The organism is Streptococcus didelphis DSM 15616 (assembly GCF_000380005.1).
Taxonomy (GTDB): Bacteria; Bacillota; Bacilli; order Lactobacillales; family Streptococcaceae; genus Streptococcus; species Streptococcus didelphis.
The window spans coordinates 1-18,118 of record NZ_KB904195.1; the positions used below are offsets into that span (position 1 = coordinate 1).

Consider the following 18,118-nt stretch of genomic DNA (forward strand, 5'->3'; position numbering starts at 1 on the left):
TAATTGATGAAATATTGGAAGCCTTTGGAATCACACGTTCGCTTAGTCAGGCTGGTTGTCCTTATGACAATGCCGTAGCTGAAAGTACGTATCGTGCTTTCAAAATTGAATTTGTTTATCAAGAAACTTTTCAATCGCTGGAAGAACTAGCTCTTAAGACTAAAGACTATGTTCATTGGTGGAATTACCACCGCATTCATGGTAGTCTCAACTATCAAACACCAATGACTAAAAGATTAATTGCCTAGAAAACACTTTATAAATGTTGTACAGAAAAGTGTTGCCTTTTCATTAATGACATTTGAGATATTAGAGTAGACAAGTTTATCAGAAATAAAGGGAAAGAAGACCTGTAGTAAACTTTCTTCCGAGAAGTCTAAATGGAAAATTTCAGAAAAATCTTGCTGGATACTCTTATTGTCCATGCTAATTAAGAAATCAATGATATGCCTATGGCTATCAAATTCTGTTGGACTAATACTATAGCCTTGTTGATACCTAATCCAGTTAATTAAACTCAGAGTGGTCAATTGGAAGGATTCAATCTGGTCTTCATAACCTGTCAGATAAAGGTAAAACTGATTAATGTAATTAAAAATGGTCTTTCGAACACAATAATCACCAAAGTCCCAAGTCTCCTTAGGAGAACTATCATAAAACAGCCTAAGAAAGAAGAGTCTGATTTGTTTTTCAGATCCAGTAAAATTGAGCTGTTGTTTATCAATGGTAATGTGGTAGTTTTCTTTGAGGACAAGGTTTATCTGCTCAATTAACATCCCCAATGCACTACGTGAGATAAACAATTTACTGCACAAATCTTCTCGATTTGTAAAGTTTTGAAAAAAGAGGACTTTTAATAATCTAAAAGCAAGTGATTCCGAAATGAAATAATAGTAGATAGCCTCCATGCTAGCATCCTTTTTAAATTCTAGCTTAACTCCGGCGTTATTACTTGAAATCAAAAATACTTTTTCGAGATCTTTAAATTTTTGAAAATCTTCATGAATAATTCTAGTTGAACATCCAATCGCACAAGCAATCTTACTGATAGGAATGTTATCATTTTGTTGCTTTAAGTATTCAATAATTTCAATTTGTCGTTGATGCTGTTTTGACAAAAGTTTTCTCATAACATTCTCCAAAATTATTTATTGCTTAATTATATAATATAATATAATTAAAAATAGTAAAAAGGCAAGAGTACTTAATTTTACAGTCTATAAGAAAAAATAGAGCAACATCATTGTTAGATTAATGATATATTTGACAATGTAACCTGATATAAAGGATTCACAAATTCTAATAATTTTTTAACCAAAATTTCTAGACCATATGAAAAGTTTCCTATCTCTCCACACAATAAATACGATTGTATGATCACAATTTTAGTTTGTAAGAAATTATTAGTTAAGTTTGTTAAGAATCTGATATGAGGTTATAAGTCTAAACGTACGTCAATAGACGAGGAAACACTAATCCTTAGGGTTAGTGTTTTTTGATGAAAAGTCATAAGTGACAGCATAAGCTTAGACTAAAAAGTATTGTCTACTTTTGTGCATAGAGTATGCATAAATAAATAGTATGACACTATCAGTATGAGTTTATTTCCTCATCTAGCAAGAGAACCACAAGCTTTTCTAGCATTGACAAAATACGTCTACGGATGTAAACTATAATTAAGAACTTAGCTTGTAGATAAAGGCTAAGAAACTAAGTAAGCTATTTTAAAAATACTCTTTATGTCTTATTATAGTGGAAGGAATTTACTATGGAAAAAATAGGCGTTGCACTTCTTGGTTTGGGGCTTATTGCCTTTATTGTTTGGTGGTTTTTTGTCAATCATCATAAAGTAAGTGAAAAGTCAGTCATCAGAGGTAAGGTACAAGAAATAGAAATAGAAGTAAATGGTGGTTATAGCCCTGAAACTATCATCTTGAAGAAGGGTCTGCCTGCCAAGCTCACTTTTTATCGCAAGGATCCATCAAGCTGTCTGGATCAGATTGTCTTGGCTGATTTTGGTATCCACAAGGATCTTCCTCTAAAAGAAAAGACACTTGTTACTATCCATCCTGATAAGGAAGGTGAATATGGCTTTGCCTGTGGCATGAATATGTTTAAGGGAAAACTTATCGTAGAATAGTAGAATACTATAATAGTAGACTAATCACAAAACTAAGGAGAAGCATATGTCCTTAAAAAGACGCTTTTGGATATCATTTGTTTTAGCACTTCCCATGCTCTATTTTATGATAGAGATGCTCTTTACTGGTATGAAAGCATATCATAGTTGGCTAAGCTTTATATTAACCACTATTATCATGTCCCTAAGTGCCTGGCCTTTTATTAAGAGTGCCTGGGCTTCCTTTAAGAAGCACCACTCCAATATGGATACCTTAATTGCGGTAGGAACTTCTCTTGCCTATTTTTACAGTGTTTTTGCCCTTATCAAAGGTCAAGCTGTCTATTTTGAGAGTGCGGCCTACATTATTGTTTTTGTCTTGTTGGGTCAGGTGTTTGAAGAAAAGATGCGCAAAAAGGCCTCGAGTGCTGTTGAAAAATTATTAGATTTGCAGGCCAAAGATGCAGAAGTCATCAGAGATGGTAAACCTATAAAGATTCCTATTGCTAGTGTTCAAGTTGGAGACTTAGTGCGGGTTAAACCAGGAGAGAAAATAGCAGTGGACGGGCAAATTGTAGAGGGTCATTCAAGTATTGATGAGTCGATGGTTACGGGTGAAAGCATGCCTCTAAGCAAATCAGTGGGAGACAAGGTCATTGGTTCTACTATTAATACCAATGGAAGTCTTATTTTTCGAGCTGAAAAAGTGGGTAGTGATACTATGCTAGCTCAAATTGTGGACTTTGTTAAAAAGGCACAGACAAGTCATGCTCCCATCCAAAAGCTTACAGATAGAATATCTGATATCTTTGTCCCACTTATTTTAATAGTCTCCATTCTGACCTTTATGGTCTGGTATCTCTTTTTAGATGCTAGCTTGGTTTCAGCTCTTTTGTATGCTGTATCAGTAATGGTTATTGCTTGTCCTTGTGCTCTAGGTTTGGCAACTCCGACAGCTTTAATGGTGGGGACAGCCAGAAGTGCCAGATTAGGAATATTGATTAAAAATGCTGGCGTTTTAGAAGAAGTTGAAAAGATAAGCACCATTGTATTTGATAAAACAGGAACGATCACTGAAGGAAAGCCTAGGGTAACAGATTTAGTGGGCCAAAAAGATAAGGTTTTAGAAATTGCAGCTGCCCTAGAAGCGTCTTCTGAGCATCCCCTAGCTAGTGCTGTACTTGATTTTGCCAAGGAAAAAGGAGCGGTTACAGAGGCTATTTCTGACTTTAAGGCTATTGAGGGAAAAGGAATTAGTGGCTTTTATAAGGGAAAGCAGGTTCTTGCTGGTAATGTGAAACTGATGGCAGAAATGACCCTTTCTAAGAATTTAGAAAGGCAAATGGTAGAGCTGCAAGAACAAGCCAAAACAGCTCTCCTAGTAGCTGAAGGCCAGGAAGTTTTAGGGCTGATAGCTATTCAGGATCAGGCTAAACAAGAGGCTCAAGCAGCCATCACAGCCTTGAAAAAGCGTGGTTTACAGACCATTATGTTGACGGGTGATAATCAAAAAGTGGCCAAGGTCATAGCTGATCAAGTTGGCATTGATCACGTGATTGCAGAGGTCTTACCAGAAGAAAAGGCCCACAAAATACAAGAATTACAGTCTCAACATAAGGTTGCCTTTGTAGGAGATGGGATTAATGACGCGCCAGCCTTATCGGTAGCTGATGTCGGGATTGCAATGGGATCCGCAACAGATATTGCTATCGAGTCTGGAGAAATTGTCCTCATTAAAAATGATTTAAGGGATGTAGTTAAGGCTATCCAAATCAGTACAAAAACCTTTAGACGGATCAAAACCAATCTCTTTTGGGCCTTGATTTATAATCTTATTGGGATTCCGGTTGCAGCTGGTTGTTTTATAGGCTTGGGCGTTAGAATGACTCCTGAACTAGCAGGTCTAGCAATGGCTTTTAGTTCTTTATCAGTAGTTTTTAACTCCTTATTATTAAACTATGTTAGTCTATCAGATTAAAAATGTAGTAAGAACAATCTTTTACTTACTTGTTTATACTTTTCGTGTTGCTTTATCTCTGTTTCAAGTAAGAAATGGCTGGGAACTGTTTAAAGCAAGATAAGGGATTAAAAGTCTAATAGATGTAAGAAACGATAAAAGCCTTCATTAGATAAGCATAAATAAAGAATAGTAAAAAAGCCTCCCTTGTAATAGGGTGGCTTTAAGGTTGTTAGGGTAAGGCTATATTAGTTTAACTTGATTTTTTTCTTAACTAAGGCAATAGTTAAAAGAATAAATACTAAAGCACAGATAATAGATGCTTCAATCCCATAACCTCCTCCTGTTAAAAGAGTTGATTTTGAAGTCATTATATAGTTAAATGGCACTTGGTAATCCTTTGCATGTAAACTAACTGGGAAAACGGATGTATCAATCGTATTCCAAACGCAGTGAATAAGCACCCCAGTCCAAATGCTATTAGTATTTTGAGCAACTAGAGCAAAGAAAACTCCGGAACACATAATACCTATAATAGCTAGAACTGTATCTAATAGTGGGAGCCCAGCAGTAAGTACATGTACTGCTCCAAAAGCAAATGCAGAAATTATTGCAGCTGTTATCTTACTTGAATAATTTTCCAATGTACGTAAGATTAGACCACGAAATAATATTTCTTCTACAATAGCTGCTACAATACCGGTTTCAAGAAAACCTGTAAATAAAGTTATCCAGCCATTGCCGTTGATTTTTTCCACCACTAAGTTTCCAGGAACTAATAAAGTAAAAAGTAATATAACAACAATTGGTAAGAGAAAGGCTAGAAAGACTCCTTCTTTTCTTATTTTAAAGTTACTTATACGATATTCAGAAAGGTTACTTTTTAAGATTTTATTGCAGATAAACCACACACTGGTAATGGTAACAAGAGCATATAGGATAGGGATTAACACATCTGCGATATTTTGAGGTGTTCTATATCCTAATTGGGCTAAGCCAATAAAAGGTAGGGATGCTATTAATTGAGCTACAATTAGAAGAAGTATTGCAGCAATTACTATTACAATAGTTTTTAATAAGCTTTGTTTTTTGACTAAAGAGTCGTTGTTCATATTTAGAACTCCTTCATAAATTTAATTTTACTTTTTGATTATACCAGACACTAAGGTCCCTGTCACTATTATTTTTTTATGTTATTAAAAAAATAGGAAAGAAATTTAAGAAAAAAGATTGACATAGCAGTTTTTTAGGCATATAATTAACCAGTAAATTAAACGGTTAAGGAGTTTGTGAGTGAAAGTAAACAAATGGTTAAAGAGTGTAGTTTTATTGCTACTGCCTTTAGTATTCTTGTCGGCATGCCAAGCCAAACCCCAGCAAGCTAAGGGTCTAAAAATTGTTACCAGTTTTTATCCTATCTATGCTATGGTTAAGGAAGTATCTGGCGATATTAATGATGTTCGTATGATTCAATCAGGTTCAGGGATTCATTCCTTTGAACCATCAGTATCTGATGTTAAGGCTATTCATGATGCTGATGTCTTTGTTTATCATTCTCATACGTTAGAAAGCTGGGCTGGGGATTTAGATGCTAATCTAAAAAAATCTAAGGTTAAGGTCATTGAAGCCTCAAAAGGAATGGACTTAGACAGAGTAAGAGGTTTAGAAGATGTTGAAGTGACTCAAGGTGTTGATGAAGCAACTCTTTATGATCCTCATACCTGGAATGATCCTGTTAAGGTTGCTGAAGAAGCTCAATTAATTGCCAAGGCCTTGTCAAAAGTAGATCAAAAAAATGCAGATAGCTATCAAAAAAATGCAGACAAGCTCAGCAAAGAAGCTAATACCTTGGTTGAAAAATATAAACCTAAATTTAAGAAGGTCCCTTCTAAATATTTTGTAACCCAACATACAGCCTTTTCATATCTAGCTAAGCGTTTTGGTCTTCAGCAATTAGGAATAGCAGGTATCTCTCCTGATCAAGAACCAACATCACGTCAGCTAGCTGAAATTCAAAAATTTGTTAAACAATATAAGGTGAAGACGATTTTTATTGAAAAAAATACCTCTTCAAAAATTGCAGAGACAGTAGCTAAAAGTACAGGAGCTAAGGTTAAAACCTTAAGCCCATTAGAAGCTGATCCTAATAATAATTTAAGCTACTTGGAAAATGTAGAAGAAAACTTAAAAATTCTACTCAAATCACTAAAATAAGGAGAAAGAATGAAACAGAAAAAAGTAATCCTTGGTATTGGTGGTGCGGCAGCAGCTGCGCTAGCCATTGGTGTCTCTGGTTACCAACTTGGCATGCATCAAGCTAAGTCAGCCAAAGACAATAACCGTATCGCTTATGTTGATAGCAAAAAATCAAAACATGTTGATACTAAAAAAGAAAACTTAACACCAGATGAAATCAGCGCAAAAGAAGGTATCTCAGCTGAACAGATTGTTATTAAAATAACAGATGATGGCTATGTAACCTCTCATGGAGACCATTACCATTACTATAATGGGAAAATTCCTTTTGACGCTATTATCAGTGAAGAACTTGTCATGAAGGATCCTAATTATAAGCTAAACAAAGCAGATATCATTAGTGATCACCGTGATGGTTATATTATTAAAGTAAATGGTAACTATTACCTCTATCTCAAAGACCCAGCCCACGCTAAGAATGTTCGTACTAAAGCAGAAGTTGAAGAACAAAGAAAATCCAATGGTAAAGCTGGACATCATGGCTCTTCAAATGGTGCAACAACAGTTTCTCGTGATAGATCTGGTCGTTATACAACAGATGATGGTTATGTTTTCACTGTTGAAAGTATCATTCAAGATACAGGGGATGCCTTTATTGTTTCACATGGTAATCACTTCCATTATGTGCCTAAGGCTGATTTAGCTCCTTGGGAATTGCAAGCTGCTAATGAGTATCTCCATGGAAAGAGTCCAAGTAAGCAAATCGCAGAACCTATTGTTCACTCAAGAGACAACAAGCCATTTATTTTCCCAACTGTTCATCATCAGCCTTTAGGAAATAGCCATTATCAACCAGGCAATGGTCCTATTCCAGGGGGAACATCTCATAATGGTGGGCATGCTGCTGATGCTTTAGCAGCATGGGATAGAATGCCAGAAAATCAACGTCATAGAGAAGCTGATGGACTTGTATTTAATCCTCGACAAGTAACTAAACGTAATAGCTTTGGCTACGTTATTCCTCATGGTGATCATTTCCATATCATTCCCTTTAATCAGTTGAATAGTATTGAAATTGAAGCAGCAGAAGCCTTCCTAAATGGAGGGAATATTCCTAGTGTAACACCAAGTAAGCCAAGTCAAACTGAAAAACCAATTATCATTAATGGTGTAGAAATTAAACAATCTGGCCTAGGTAAAGATGGTAAACCTTATACTACAGATGATGGCTATGTCTTTAGCCCAGAATCTATCCGTAAGGTAGATGGTGACGGTGTGGTAGCAGAGCATGTGGTAAATGGACATTCACACATGCATTATCTTCCACTTGTTGACTTAGAACGTAGTGAACTAGAGGCAGTGCAAGAATTCCTTAATAAACAAGCTAATAACAAGGATAAAAAAGACATTTCTAAAGATAATTCCTTTGCTAACATTAAAGCTGAAGTAAGGGTTAAGCCAGAAGAAATGCCTAAGTCGCTTGTTCCACTTCTATATGCTTCTAAAATAGCAAATGGAAGCTTTGTTGTTCCTCACCATAATCACTTCCATTATTATGATTATAAATGGTTAACAGAATGGGCATCAGATAGGGGGAAAAATTTTACTAAATATAGTACGGAAGACTTTATAGCAACAGCACTTTACTATATGGAGCATAAAGAAGAACGTAACAACTTGCCATTTGATTGGCTTAATAAGCAAGATAATGAAGTTGATACTACAGAGCCTTATTTAAAAGTTATTAAGGAAGCAGCCAAGCAATATAAAATTGATAGTCAAGAACTATTAGGAGAGGCTGTTCGTTATGCGAAACAATATAAGATACCTACATCAACTATTTCATTTTTACCAAATAGAAAAATTAGTTTTAAGGATTCAAATGGAAATAGTATAGTAAAGGATATTGAAACTATTGAAACAATAGATATCTATAGAGTTAATGATAAAGAGTATAAAGATTGGTTTTATAAGAAGTATCATTTCAATATGGATACAAAATATTTAATCGGAAATGACGGAGATGATTATCTATTCAGGGTAAATGGAGAGGATGAGATTGTTTTATCTAAAGACCTGACACTATTAACGATGGTTGAGTTTGATGAATATTTAGAGAATAATAAAAATAATTTAGCAGCAAAAGAGGTTCTTGCTAGCACTCCCGTTAAAGTTAGCTTCTTTGATAAATACAAATTTGAATTTGATGCCTTAAAAGTTACAGAAAAAACAGGAAAAGGCTATATACAATTAGTTAATGATAAAAAGATTGAGGTCTTAAGTTCAGATTTAACTGCTGATCAAGTTGCTGCAGCTGAGCAACAAGTAGCAAAACTAAGTGCTGCTTCTGACAAAGTAAAAGTCCAAGAGCAAGCAGAACCTGTAACTCCAAAAGCAAACCCAGTCGTTCCAAGTGAACCAGCAAGAGCCTCTAGTGCTCCTGCAGCGGATAAAGCAAGTTCTCAAGAAGCACCAAGTGCGACTCTTCCAGCAAATACTTCAAGTGACAAGGATGTAAAACCTGCAGCTAGTAGCGTAGCTAGTGCGTCTCCAAAAAGTGATAACACTGAAGACTAAAGAGAACATTTAATACTGCCCCTGTTCATAGGCGTCAGTATGTAACAAACAAACACCCCAGAAGTTAGTTTTTATCTGACTTCTGGGGTGTTTGTCATATGTTAAATTATAAAGATAAAGTAATAATAAGCTACGAAGGATTATCTGTTTTCTAATCGAGTCTCACTTATATTATAAGAAAATTACTTAAACTCTTGTTAAGAAGTTCAAAGGGAAACTCCCTAAGGTAGAAGGATATGAGCTAAAAAGAATAATTAAAGGAGGATCTCAGCTAGTTTTATTACTTGAAATAGTATTTTATACAAGGGATTTGTAGTATTTAGAAATAATAAAATTAATAATTTAAGAGCTTAATAACTTAAGAAGTTTATAATTTGTAAATATAGGTTATTAATTTATTGAGGAACCTTTTACTTACAAGATAAATAGCATAATATTTTAATTGAATAATAGTAATTGACTAGTTTATTCTTTAAGTTTTAGAATTCTTTGAATTGTTCAGTAACATATTGTGAGTAAATAGGGTGGCTTGCAAGTAATTGCCTATGTGTCCCTGTACCGGTAATTTCACCTTTTTCAATAAAATAAATACAGTTGCTGTTAATAATAGTGGATAAACGATGGGCAATAACCAAAGTTGTTCTATTTACCATTAATTTTTCCAAAGCTTTTTGAACTTTCATTTCAGATTCAGAGTCAAGGCTAGCCGTAGCTTCATCTAACATTAAAATTTTTGGGTTTCTTAAGAATGCACGTGCAATAGCAAGTCTTTGACGTTGCCCCCCAGAAATTTTGGTTCCTCGTTCTCCCACTTCAGTATCTAATTGTTTTGCCATATTTTTGACAAATTCCTTGGCATAAGCTAATTCTAAAACTTCCCATAGTTGCTCATCTGTAAAGTGTTCTTCTAAACCGTAGGTTAAATTATATCTAATGGTTCCTGATAAAATAGCCGAATCTTGCGACACAAACCCAATTTGACTACGATAATTAGTTAGTTGAATATCTTGTATTTTAACATTCTCAAAGGAAATACTACCTGATTGAGGTTGGTAGAAGCGTTCAATCAAGCTAAAGATAGTTGATTTCCCTCCACCTGAAGGGCCAGCAAAAGCAATAATTTGGTTTGGTTTAGCTTCAAAAGAAATATCTTTTAAGATCTTTTCTTCAGGTTTATCTTCATAAGCAAAGTTAATATGATCAACATCCAAGACCTTACCTGCTAAATCAAGAGTCTGGCCTGATGTAAAGTCTTCGATATCTTCTTTTAAAAGTTCGTCAACTCTCCTAGTTGCCCCTGCTGCCTTAGCTAATTCTGTCATTAGATTACCGATAATAGGTAGAGCACCTACTAGATTGAAGAGGTACATTAAAAAGCTCATCAAAGTGCTAATAGCCATTTCACCGATAGCAATACGGTGAATCCCGTAAGCTAGGAGTCCAAATATCATAGACATCATGAGCATCATCATAAGGGGTTGCATAGTAGCATCAAAAATAGCTTCTTTACGTCCTACCTGATAAAGAGTATCTATCTCTTGATTGGCTACTTTTTGAGCTTGTTTTTCTGCGTTAGACAGCTTAACTAAACGTATTTCTGAAAGGGTTTCTGTAATAATACCTGTAAAGCGACTCATAATATCTTGTCTGCGATGACTAACTTTGGTCCCAAAAGACATAATAGGAATTATGACTATTACAACCAAGGGAACTACAAAAATCATAGCTAGACTCATATGCCAGTCCATTATAATCATCATATAAATAGTTCCAATCACCGTAACTATGCTTGCGATTGTTTGGGGAAAAGTGACTGTAAGTAGCTGTTTTACTTGAGAGGTATCATTGGTTATACGACTAGTCAATTCACCTGATTTTACAGTATCAAAATATGGAATTTTCAAAATAATTAACTTTTGCCAGACTTGTTGACGTAAGTTTTTAATAACATTTTCCCCAAAGATACCTAGAATACTTCCTCCAATAGCCGCTAGAATAGCCGATAAAACAAATAAGCCCACAACAAAAATTAATGTTTTTATATCAATTCCTGTTTTAAATTGATTTACCAAGTTAGAAGCCATTTTTGGAACATATACCTGAATAGAAGATGAAAGAACTAAAAATAATAATCCAATATAAAATAGAGTCAAACTTGGATTTGCCTTTTTAATTAAGCGACTAAAAATCTTAAATTGAAATTTTGTATCCTCTACTCGAATTCCTGCACCATATGATTTTCTCTCACTGTTGTGTTCGGTCATCTTACTTCTCTCCTTTAAAATCTTTTTCAAAGGAATCAAAGATATCACGGCTAAAGTCTCTATAATTAAATTTTTCTTGATTCAATCTGTCACTAAATTGATACTTTTGGGGAGATTCATGAGTAAATAATTTCTCACGTATTTTATTAAATTGTGCTCCTCTACTTGAAAAGGTAGACCAATTATTTTCTAGTTCAAATATATCTTGAATATTTTCTAAAAAGTCAGGACTGGTTAAATTATTACCCAGTTTATCCAAATAAACTTGAAAGGCTTGTAACTCTTCTTCTGTAAAGTTATCAAACATTATGTCAATTAAACTTTTGGTTGCTTTATCCTGAAAATATAGGGAATTTTCACCTTTTTCTGTCAGTATAATCAAGGTTACACGGGCGTCTTTTTGGGATTTTTCCCTCCTAATCATACCCAGAGCTTCTAGTTTTTTGATAATCTGTGTTACACTTGATGGTCTAATATCTAGAGCTTCTGAAATATATCCAGCTGTTACCTTTTTTTCTTTTGCAATTATTTTTAGGGCTTCAAGACTGTTATCCAGCTTTTTATTATAAGTACTTAGAAAAACTAAGAATGATTCTCTTGAAATCATAATAATTTGTTTTAAAATATCTTCTTTTAACATAGTTCACCTCTTTTATTTAGTTCATACTTAATCAAGTAAACTAAATATAAACTTATTTAGTTTGTTTGTCAATAAATTAACTAATTTTTTTGAAAAATATTTCCCTTCCTTTTGGAGAGTTATTATGATTGAAAAATAGTATTTCAAATATCTATAAGTTAAATAGGGTATTAGTTTCTTCTTTAGTACAATTTAATTATCATAGATACTCTTACTAAAAATAATAGTGTATACTTATCTATTAACTCTATAATAAGTTGTCTATGCTTTTTTATATGATATTTCATATTATTTTTCAGTGGAAACTGTGATTTCCACTACAGAAATTATTGAGTTTAGTTACTATACTTAAACTAATTTAAAATTTAGCTTTGGTTTTAGGGGATTAGCTCTCAAAAAGCTCTTAATATGCAAGTCAAAGTCACTTTCTGAAGAAAATTTCTAAAAATAAAAAATAGAAAAAAGTGTTAATTCTTAGTCATAACATGGTAATATATTAAGTGAAATAGTATATTTTCACATATTATTCTAAACTTTTGCACATTATTACTAGAATGGAGGAAAGAAAAATAAAAACTTACCTTAAAAAAAATAATTTATTGTTATTAGGGAGAATACTTTGGCTTTATACAAAGTATCAAATCATCTCAAAACTAATCATATTCCTCGTTGTTTTCCCCATTTTTACAGGGATAAGCAATTACTTGATCCATAGTAGTGGTAGGACTAATCTCTCCAGTGGAGATATTTTCCCCTTCCTATTAAGTTTTCAAGGTATATCGGTTTTATCCTTAGCCCTTGTCTTGATAATTATTATTATCGCAATAGATATTAATGCCTTTGTTGTTATGTCAGCGCTCATAAAAGAAGGCTATCTCAATTTGAAAATTAAGGATATTCTCTTAATTGGCTTAAGGTCTATTCGAAACTTCTTTACTCCAGCAGGGATTCTTCTAGCTTGCTACATCGCTATTATGCTTCCTTTAGCAGAGATTGGAATTGGAATACCCGCTTTTCAAAATTTTGCAATTCCTAACTTTATTAAATCTGTTATTCTTGATAACTCTTTTTACTCAGTAGTCTATTCCTTGTTTATGCTGGGCCTCTTAATTATTAGTTTTACTTATATTTTTACTCTACATTTTCTAATTCTTAAAGAAAACAAAATTATAGAAGCTCTTAAAAATTCACGAAAGCTCATGCAAAAACATTGGCGGGCTTTCTTAAAAGATTACTTTTTATCTCTTATTATACTAATTAGTTTATGTACACTTCTTTTGCTCGTTACTTTAGTAGGAATTTGGATTTTAAGTATAATACCTCCGCTTAGTTCTATTAGAAAAGAGACTTGGATACTCTTTTCTCTTGTTACTATCTGGGAATTAATTACTTATTTTGTGTTCTTATCAGTTCCTTTCTTAATAGGTATTTTAACTAAGCTTTTTTATAAATATCATCAAGAAGATGGGGGAATTATTATCCTTTCGTTTACTGATAAAATCTCACACTTAAGCAGAGAAGAAAAATATTTAAAAGTAAAAAAGAAAACAAAAATAATAGGATTACTCTTGTTTATTAGTCTTTTAATTATTAATGCTTTACTAATCTTTGTCTATTCTACTTATTTTAAAGAGTTTACAACAAGCCCTAATCGTATACAAATTATTGCACATAGAGCAGGTGGAGATCTAGGAGCTGAAAATACAGTAGAAGGTATTAAAGAGGCTATCAAGGAAAAAGCCAATTGGGTAGAAATTGATATTCAAAGAACCAAGGATGATAAGTATATCATTAACCATGATGCTAACTTTGCAAGGGTTGCTGGTGTCTCCAAAAAACCACAAGAGATGACCCTTAAAGAGATTAGAAAGTTAAGGGTTACCAATCTCTTTGATTCTAGTAAGAAATCACAACCCGTTGCCACTTTTGATGATATTTTAGATGTTTCCAAAGGAAAGATAGGCGTTTTTGCAGAGTTAAAGGGAGCTACAGCAGATCAAAAAATGGTTGATGATGTTATCAAAAAAGTCAAAAAGAAAGGGATGACCAAGCAGGTAGTCCTTTTATCTCTAGATTATTCTTTGATTCAATATATTAGCCGTAACTATCCAGACATGAAAACAGGATATCTCTATTATTTTGCGACTGGAGAATTGAAGAACCTTAAAGGTGATTATTTGATTATGGAAGAAAGAGAAGCCAGCCCTGAAAAGATAGATGAAATTCATGCTGCTCATAAAAAAGCCATTGTTTGGACGGTCAATACTCCAGAATCTATTGAAAGCTTTTCTCATTCTAAAGTGGATGGTGTCATTACAGATCATGTGAAAGACGTCAAAACTACTTTTAAGAAAAATATGAGTCAATCACAAATTGATACTCTTATTAATAACTTATTTAATAATCAGTTCTAGATTAAAAGTAGGAATTTTATATAAATGACTGAAAAGAGGTTAGAGTAAAAAGATTAAGCCAAATGAAAATGCACAGTTAGAATTCTAACTGTGCATTTTCATTTGAATTTCGACTCTTTTTAGTTAATCCTCATTTTTCTTGTTCTTCTAAGCTAAGATTGGATACAGGAAAAATTTTAATTTTTTATGCTAACATTATTGCTAAAAAAATCCAAAACCATACTGATTTAAAGGTGTCCGAAAAATTTTTCTTCTCCTCTTTATTTTCCCAAATATAGTTTTTAATTTCTGAACGGAGATTAAATAACCAGTATAGTACAAAGATAGAAGTAATTATAATACATAGGCCAAATATTTTCCCCCCTAAACTATTTGAAAATGGAGTATTAAAAATTTCAGTAGTAATATTCAAGAAGAAATTACTAAAAATATGTAATATAACAGTCCAACCTAAAGAATATTCGAGTGCAATATAGCCTAAAATCAGACCAATTAAAATAGCTAGAAAAGATTGTAGGAGATTGCCCTGAAGAATCCCAAACAAAATTGCTGTTACAATAATTGTATAGGTCTTACCATACTTTTTAAAGTATTGTAAGCCTGCAAATCGGAAAATAAGCTCTTCAGACAAGGGGCCCAATAAACCAGCATATAATAGCATTAGCCAATCTCCATTATTGCCAGCCTGGACAGCTTCAATTGATGGGAACAAGCTTAGATGAAAGATATTAAAGGATTTTGCCATTAAAGGGGTAGTAGCCTGTGCGATAGCCTCTATTGACAAAAGATAAGCAATGGCAAATAAAAAAATTTGTGGAGTCATTTTCTTTTTGTGGTGGATTAGTTCATAATAGACTTTTTTTCTATTTTTGAATATACCAAAACAAGCCAAAGAAATAGGAATACCTAATAGATAGCCAATTCCACTACCTTCTACATTTGTAAGAGCTTGTTGTATATGGCCTCCACTTCTGAAAGTACTAAAAATGTTAACAAGGTACTGGCTAGCATACATACATAATATATAAATAGTTAAGAGAAGCAAGAAAGTCTCAAATGTCTTTTGTACATTATTTTTATTCATTTTATTTTACCTTTTTCTAATTTAATTTTTAAAATAATAACTGTACCATAATAGTATACTAATTAAACTAATAAAGGTCAACCTTCATTTAGTAACTAGGTTATAAGATGAAGCATTAGGAAAATTGACATCTTATAGAAACTAAAGTATAGTGAGGGCATTATAAGTAAGAGTTGCATTTTAGATAGTTTACTTGTAGAAGAAGGGAGAAAAATGATGTGGCATATTAAAGGCTATAAAGAACTAAGCAGAGATGACTTATTTGCTATCTATAAATTGAGGGTGTCAGTATTTGTTGTGGAGCAAAATTGCCCTTATCAAGAGGTAGATGAGGATGATTTGAACTGCTTGCATGCCATGAATTGGGAGAATCAAAGACTAGTGGCATACTATCGCCTTATTCCTGAGCAGGAAAAAAATCTGGTTCATCTAGGAAGAGTAATCGTAGCAAAGGATTTTCGCGGAACTGGTATGGGTAGGGACTTACTTTCTCATGCTATCACAAGTAGTAAGAAAAGGTATCCTCAAGCTAAATTACATGCTCAGGCCCAAGCCTATCTACAGGAGTTTTATGAGACCTTTGGTTTTAAGGCTGTTTCAGATATTTATTTAGAAGATGATATTGCTCATCTGGATATGATCTTACAAGATTAGAAATAACTAAAAATTATCTTTAAAATGTCCTTTGTTAATATCTGGTTACCCAAAATTAGACAATTGTTTCAAGTTTTTTATCTTGTTTTATAAAAGAAAAAATAATGTAAAAATAGCATAAAATCAGCAATTTTCATGGCTATTAGCTGAAAAAACTTGCAATGAGTCCATCTTTTACATTAAAAATTTAATATTATTATTTTTTAATAAAAGTCGGTCAAAACATTAGAAAAGGTGTATGATAGTACTATAAATTCTCGTTAGGTTAGCCTTGTTGCTTTACTCATATCATAAGGGGAGGAGGTATAACTGATTAAACTTGAATTGAAAGGAGGCTATTTTGGTCGGTTCGCTTATTGTTTTAACTGTCGTTTTTATTTTAAAGAGGTAAGAAATATGAAAGAAACAATTACAAAGCATTTTTCGCGTAAAGCACTTAAACTCTCCCTTCTCACATTATTAATTCCTTTTAGTTTACTAACGTTACCATCAAGTTGGCAAGCTTCTCATCTAAATGATGGCATTACAAGTACTGTTCAGGCTGATCAGGTTTCTGGCAAACATGCAAATGCTTATCTCCAAGAAGCTCTTGATTGGACCTTTGAAGCTAATCCAAATTATTATAAGGTTTTAGGAGAAAGTGATATTAATCCAGCTGATTTCCCAGAAGTAGGGAAAATTGTCTATAGCAACTTGGATGAATTAGGACGGACACAAACAGCTAAAGGAACACTAACCTATCAAAATGTCGCAGCTAGCTATAATATCAGACAAAAATTTGGTCCAAATGAAAACCCTTCTGGTTGGACTGGAAATGCTAAGAATAAAAAATACAGAATTGATTGGCTAAATGGCTTATCATATCAAGGAGATTTTTGGAATAGAAGCCATTTAATTGCAGATAGCTTAGGTGGAGATGCCCTCCGTGTTAATGCTATTACAGGAACCCGTACACAAAATGTAGGTGGTAGGGATCAACGAGGTGGCATGCGTTACACTGAACAAAAAGCCCAAACTTGGCTTGAAAATAATCAAGATGGCCAACTTTACTACGAAGCAAGCCCAATTTACAATGGTGATGAACTTCTTCCACGTGCCGTACTTGTTTCTGTTTTATCTTCAGACAATACAATAAATGAAAAAGTTTTAGTCTATAATACAGCAAACGGTTATACTATTAATTACCTTAATGGAACATTTACAAAAAATAATTAATTAAAACTATAATAAAGTGATAGACTGACCCCTTAAACCTTGCTCTGTCAAGTAAGGTTTGTAGAGGTCAGTTTTTTTAATCTTTTATTTTTTAAAATAGCGCTTGCAAAATGGCCTTTAAACTGATATGATTATTCTCCGTCCCTTTTGGACTAGGTATTAAGCTTAGGAGGCTTTATGATTGAGGTAAACCATATTTCCAAAGAATTTAAGATTGCTAAAAGAGAGGCAGGTTTTATAAGTACAGGTAAAAGTTTATTTAAGAAAAACTATGAGACTATAAGGGCTTTAAATGATATCTCTTTTCAGATCAAAGAAGGGGAGATTGTAGGTTATATTGGTCCTAATGGAGCAGGGAAAAGTACAAGTATTAAGATCATGAGTGGTATTTTGGTACCTGATAAAGGGCATTGTGAGATTAATGGCCTAGTTCCCTGGAAGGATCGTAAGGCCTTTGTTAGATCAATTGGTGTCGTTTTTGGACAAAGATCTCAGCTTTGGTGGGAGGTTCCTGTTGCGGACTCTTTTCAGCCCATAAAAGATATTTATGATGTTGATGACAAGGTTTATAAAAGGCAAATTGACTTACTTTCAGAAAAACTAAGTATAGGAGACCTTCTCAAAGTACCAGTACGTCAATTAAGTTTAGGCCAAAGGATGAGGTGTGAAATTGCAGCTTCCTTAATACATAAACCATCCGTCCTATTTTTGGATGAACCAACAATTGGTTTGGACGCCATTTCTAAATTAGCTGTTAGGCAATTTATTAAAGAAATTAATCAAGAACAAAAAACAACAGTTATCTTAACCACTCATGATATGCAAGATATCGAAGCCTTGTCTTCTAGGATAATTTTAATTGGTAAAGGTAGCATCCTGTTAGATGGTTCAATGGAGACACTTAAAGAAAAATATAGTGATCTTAATCGGCTAATCGTTCATTACAGGTCTGGGGAATTACCTCTTATTGAGGGGGTAAGCATCGTTTCTGATTAGGC

Annotated in this window: 14 protein-coding genes; 9 read left to right on the plus strand and 5 right to left on the minus strand. The window is 33.5% G+C overall.

The features are described 5' to 3' along the window. Nucleotides 1-248, plus strand: a 248-nt coding sequence (locus A3GU_RS0105375) for an integrase core domain-containing protein (protein WP_018366509.1), incomplete at its 5' end; no start/stop codon positions are given. Here A3GU_RS0105375 and A3GU_RS0105380 read toward each other — a convergent pair. Continuing rightward, nucleotides 237-1,130: an AcpB/EbpR/MafR family transcriptional regulator gene (locus tag A3GU_RS0105380; RefSeq protein WP_018366513.1), complete on the minus strand. Its 894-nt coding sequence runs from the start codon at nucleotides 1,128-1,130 to the stop codon at nucleotides 237-239. The genes A3GU_RS0105375 and A3GU_RS0105380 overlap by 12 nt on opposite strands. Nucleotides 1,131-1,768: 638 nt before the next feature. On the opposite strand from A3GU_RS0105380, the gene A3GU_RS0105385 reads away from it, so the two are divergent. Beyond that, entirely contained in the window at nucleotides 1,769-2,140 is a 372-nt protein-coding gene (locus tag A3GU_RS0105385) for a cupredoxin domain-containing protein (protein WP_018366514.1), read from the plus strand. Nucleotides 2,141-2,186: 46 nt separating this feature from the next. Further along, nucleotides 2,187-4,097 (plus strand): copper-translocating P-type ATPase, encoded by a 1,911-nt coding sequence (locus A3GU_RS0105390; protein ID WP_018366515.1) that lies wholly within the window; start codon nucleotides 2,187-2,189, stop codon nucleotides 4,095-4,097. A gap of 227 nt (nucleotides 4,098-4,324) precedes the next feature. Here the strand turns inward: A3GU_RS0105390 and A3GU_RS0105395 are convergent, their stop codons facing one another. After that, on the minus strand, nucleotides 4,325-5,188 hold the full coding sequence (locus A3GU_RS0105395) for a CPBP family intramembrane glutamic endopeptidase (RefSeq protein ID WP_018366516.1): 864 nt from the start codon (nucleotides 5,186-5,188) through the stop codon (nucleotides 4,325-4,327). 181 nt (nucleotides 5,189-5,369) lie between these two features. Between A3GU_RS0105395 and A3GU_RS0105400 the strand changes: the two genes are divergently transcribed. After that, the gene (locus A3GU_RS0105400) at nucleotides 5,370-6,290 is read left to right on the plus strand and encodes a metal ABC transporter solute-binding protein, Zn/Mn family (protein ID WP_018366517.1); all 921 of its coding nucleotides are present in this window, start codon (nucleotides 5,370-5,372) and stop codon (nucleotides 6,288-6,290) included. Nucleotides 6,291-6,299: 9 nt separating this feature from the next. Continuing rightward, the gene (locus A3GU_RS09930) at nucleotides 6,300-8,849 is read left to right on the plus strand and encodes a pneumococcal-type histidine triad protein (RefSeq protein ID WP_018366518.1); all 2,550 of its coding nucleotides are present in this window, start codon (nucleotides 6,300-6,302) and stop codon (nucleotides 8,847-8,849) included. A gap of 479 nt (nucleotides 8,850-9,328) precedes the next feature. On the opposite strand, the gene A3GU_RS0105410 is transcribed toward A3GU_RS09930, so the two are convergent. Both A3GU_RS0105410 and A3GU_RS09600 read right to left on the minus strand, forming a co-directional pair. After that, the gene (locus tag A3GU_RS0105410; RefSeq protein ID WP_018366519.1) at nucleotides 9,329-11,113 is read right to left on the minus strand and encodes an ABC transporter ATP-binding protein; all 1,785 of its coding nucleotides are present in this window, start codon (nucleotides 11,111-11,113) and stop codon (nucleotides 9,329-9,331) included. A gap of 1 nt (nucleotide 11,114) precedes the next feature. Continuing rightward, entirely contained in the window at nucleotides 11,115-11,753 is a 639-nt protein-coding gene (locus A3GU_RS09600; protein ID WP_018366520.1) for a MarR family winged helix-turn-helix transcriptional regulator, read from the minus strand. A 554-nt stretch (nucleotides 11,754-12,307) separates the two neighbouring features. Between A3GU_RS09600 and A3GU_RS0105420 the strand changes: the two genes are divergently transcribed. Beyond that, nucleotides 12,308-14,167: a glycerophosphodiester phosphodiesterase family protein gene (locus tag A3GU_RS0105420; protein WP_040805569.1), complete on the plus strand. Its 1,860-nt coding sequence runs from the start codon at nucleotides 12,308-12,310 to the stop codon at nucleotides 14,165-14,167. Nucleotides 14,168-14,351: 184 nt separating this feature from the next. On the opposite strand, the gene A3GU_RS0105425 is transcribed toward A3GU_RS0105420, so the two are convergent. Beyond that, complete coding sequence (locus A3GU_RS0105425) at nucleotides 14,352-15,251, minus strand: CPBP family intramembrane glutamic endopeptidase (RefSeq protein WP_018366522.1); 900 nt, start codon at nucleotides 15,249-15,251, stop codon at nucleotides 14,352-14,354. 216 nt (nucleotides 15,252-15,467) lie between these two features. Between A3GU_RS0105425 and A3GU_RS0105430 the strand changes: the two genes are divergently transcribed. The 3 genes from A3GU_RS0105430 (at nucleotide 15,468) to A3GU_RS09605 (ending at nucleotide 18,116) form a co-directional block, all read left to right on the plus strand. Continuing rightward, nucleotides 15,468-15,905, plus strand: a complete 438-nt coding sequence (locus A3GU_RS0105430; RefSeq protein WP_018366523.1) for a GNAT family N-acetyltransferase — start codon at nucleotides 15,468-15,470, stop codon at nucleotides 15,903-15,905. 396 nt (nucleotides 15,906-16,301) lie between these two features. Further along, the gene (locus A3GU_RS0105435; RefSeq protein ID WP_018366524.1) at nucleotides 16,302-17,120 is read left to right on the plus strand and encodes a DNA/RNA non-specific endonuclease; all 819 of its coding nucleotides are present in this window, start codon (nucleotides 16,302-16,304) and stop codon (nucleotides 17,118-17,120) included. A 177-nt stretch (nucleotides 17,121-17,297) separates the two neighbouring features. Further along, on the plus strand, nucleotides 17,298-18,116 hold the full coding sequence (locus A3GU_RS09605) for an ABC transporter ATP-binding protein (RefSeq protein ID WP_018366525.1): 819 nt from the start codon (nucleotides 17,298-17,300) through the stop codon (nucleotides 18,114-18,116). Nucleotides 18,117-18,118 lie beyond the last annotated feature (2 nt).

Coding starts and splice junctions, on each gene's coding strand:
- A3GU_RS0105380 (WP_018366513.1), bottom strand. CDS start 1,130: ATGAGAAAACTTTTGTCAAAACAGCATCAACGACAAATTGAAATTATT.
- A3GU_RS0105385 (WP_018366514.1), top strand. CDS start 1,769: ATGGAAAAAATAGGCGTTGCACTTCTTGGTTTGGGGCTTATTGCCTTT.
- A3GU_RS0105390 (WP_018366515.1), top strand. CDS start 2,187: ATGTCCTTAAAAAGACGCTTTTGGATATCATTTGTTTTAGCACTTCCC.
- A3GU_RS0105395 (WP_018366516.1), bottom strand. CDS start 5,188: ATGAACAACGACTCTTTAGTCAAAAAACAAAGCTTATTAAAAACTATT.
- A3GU_RS09930 (WP_018366518.1), top strand. CDS start 6,300: ATGAAACAGAAAAAAGTAATCCTTGGTATTGGTGGTGCGGCAGCAGCT.
- A3GU_RS0105410 (WP_018366519.1), bottom strand. CDS start 11,113: ATGACCGAACACAACAGTGAGAGAAAATCATATGGTGCAGGAATTCGA.
- A3GU_RS09600 (WP_018366520.1), bottom strand. CDS start 11,753: ATGTTAAAAGAAGATATTTTAAAACAAATTATTATGATTTCAAGAGAA.
- A3GU_RS0105420 (WP_040805569.1), top strand. CDS start 12,308: ATGGAGGAAAGAAAAATAAAAACTTACCTTAAAAAAAATAATTTATTG.
- A3GU_RS0105425 (WP_018366522.1), bottom strand. CDS start 15,251: ATGAATAAAAATAATGTACAAAAGACATTTGAGACTTTCTTGCTTCTC.
- A3GU_RS0105430 (WP_018366523.1), top strand. CDS start 15,468: ATGTGGCATATTAAAGGCTATAAAGAACTAAGCAGAGATGACTTATTT.
- A3GU_RS0105435 (WP_018366524.1), top strand. CDS start 16,302: ATGAAAGAAACAATTACAAAGCATTTTTCGCGTAAAGCACTTAAACTC.
- A3GU_RS09605 (WP_018366525.1), top strand. CDS start 17,298: ATGATTGAGGTAAACCATATTTCCAAAGAATTTAAGATTGCTAAAAGA.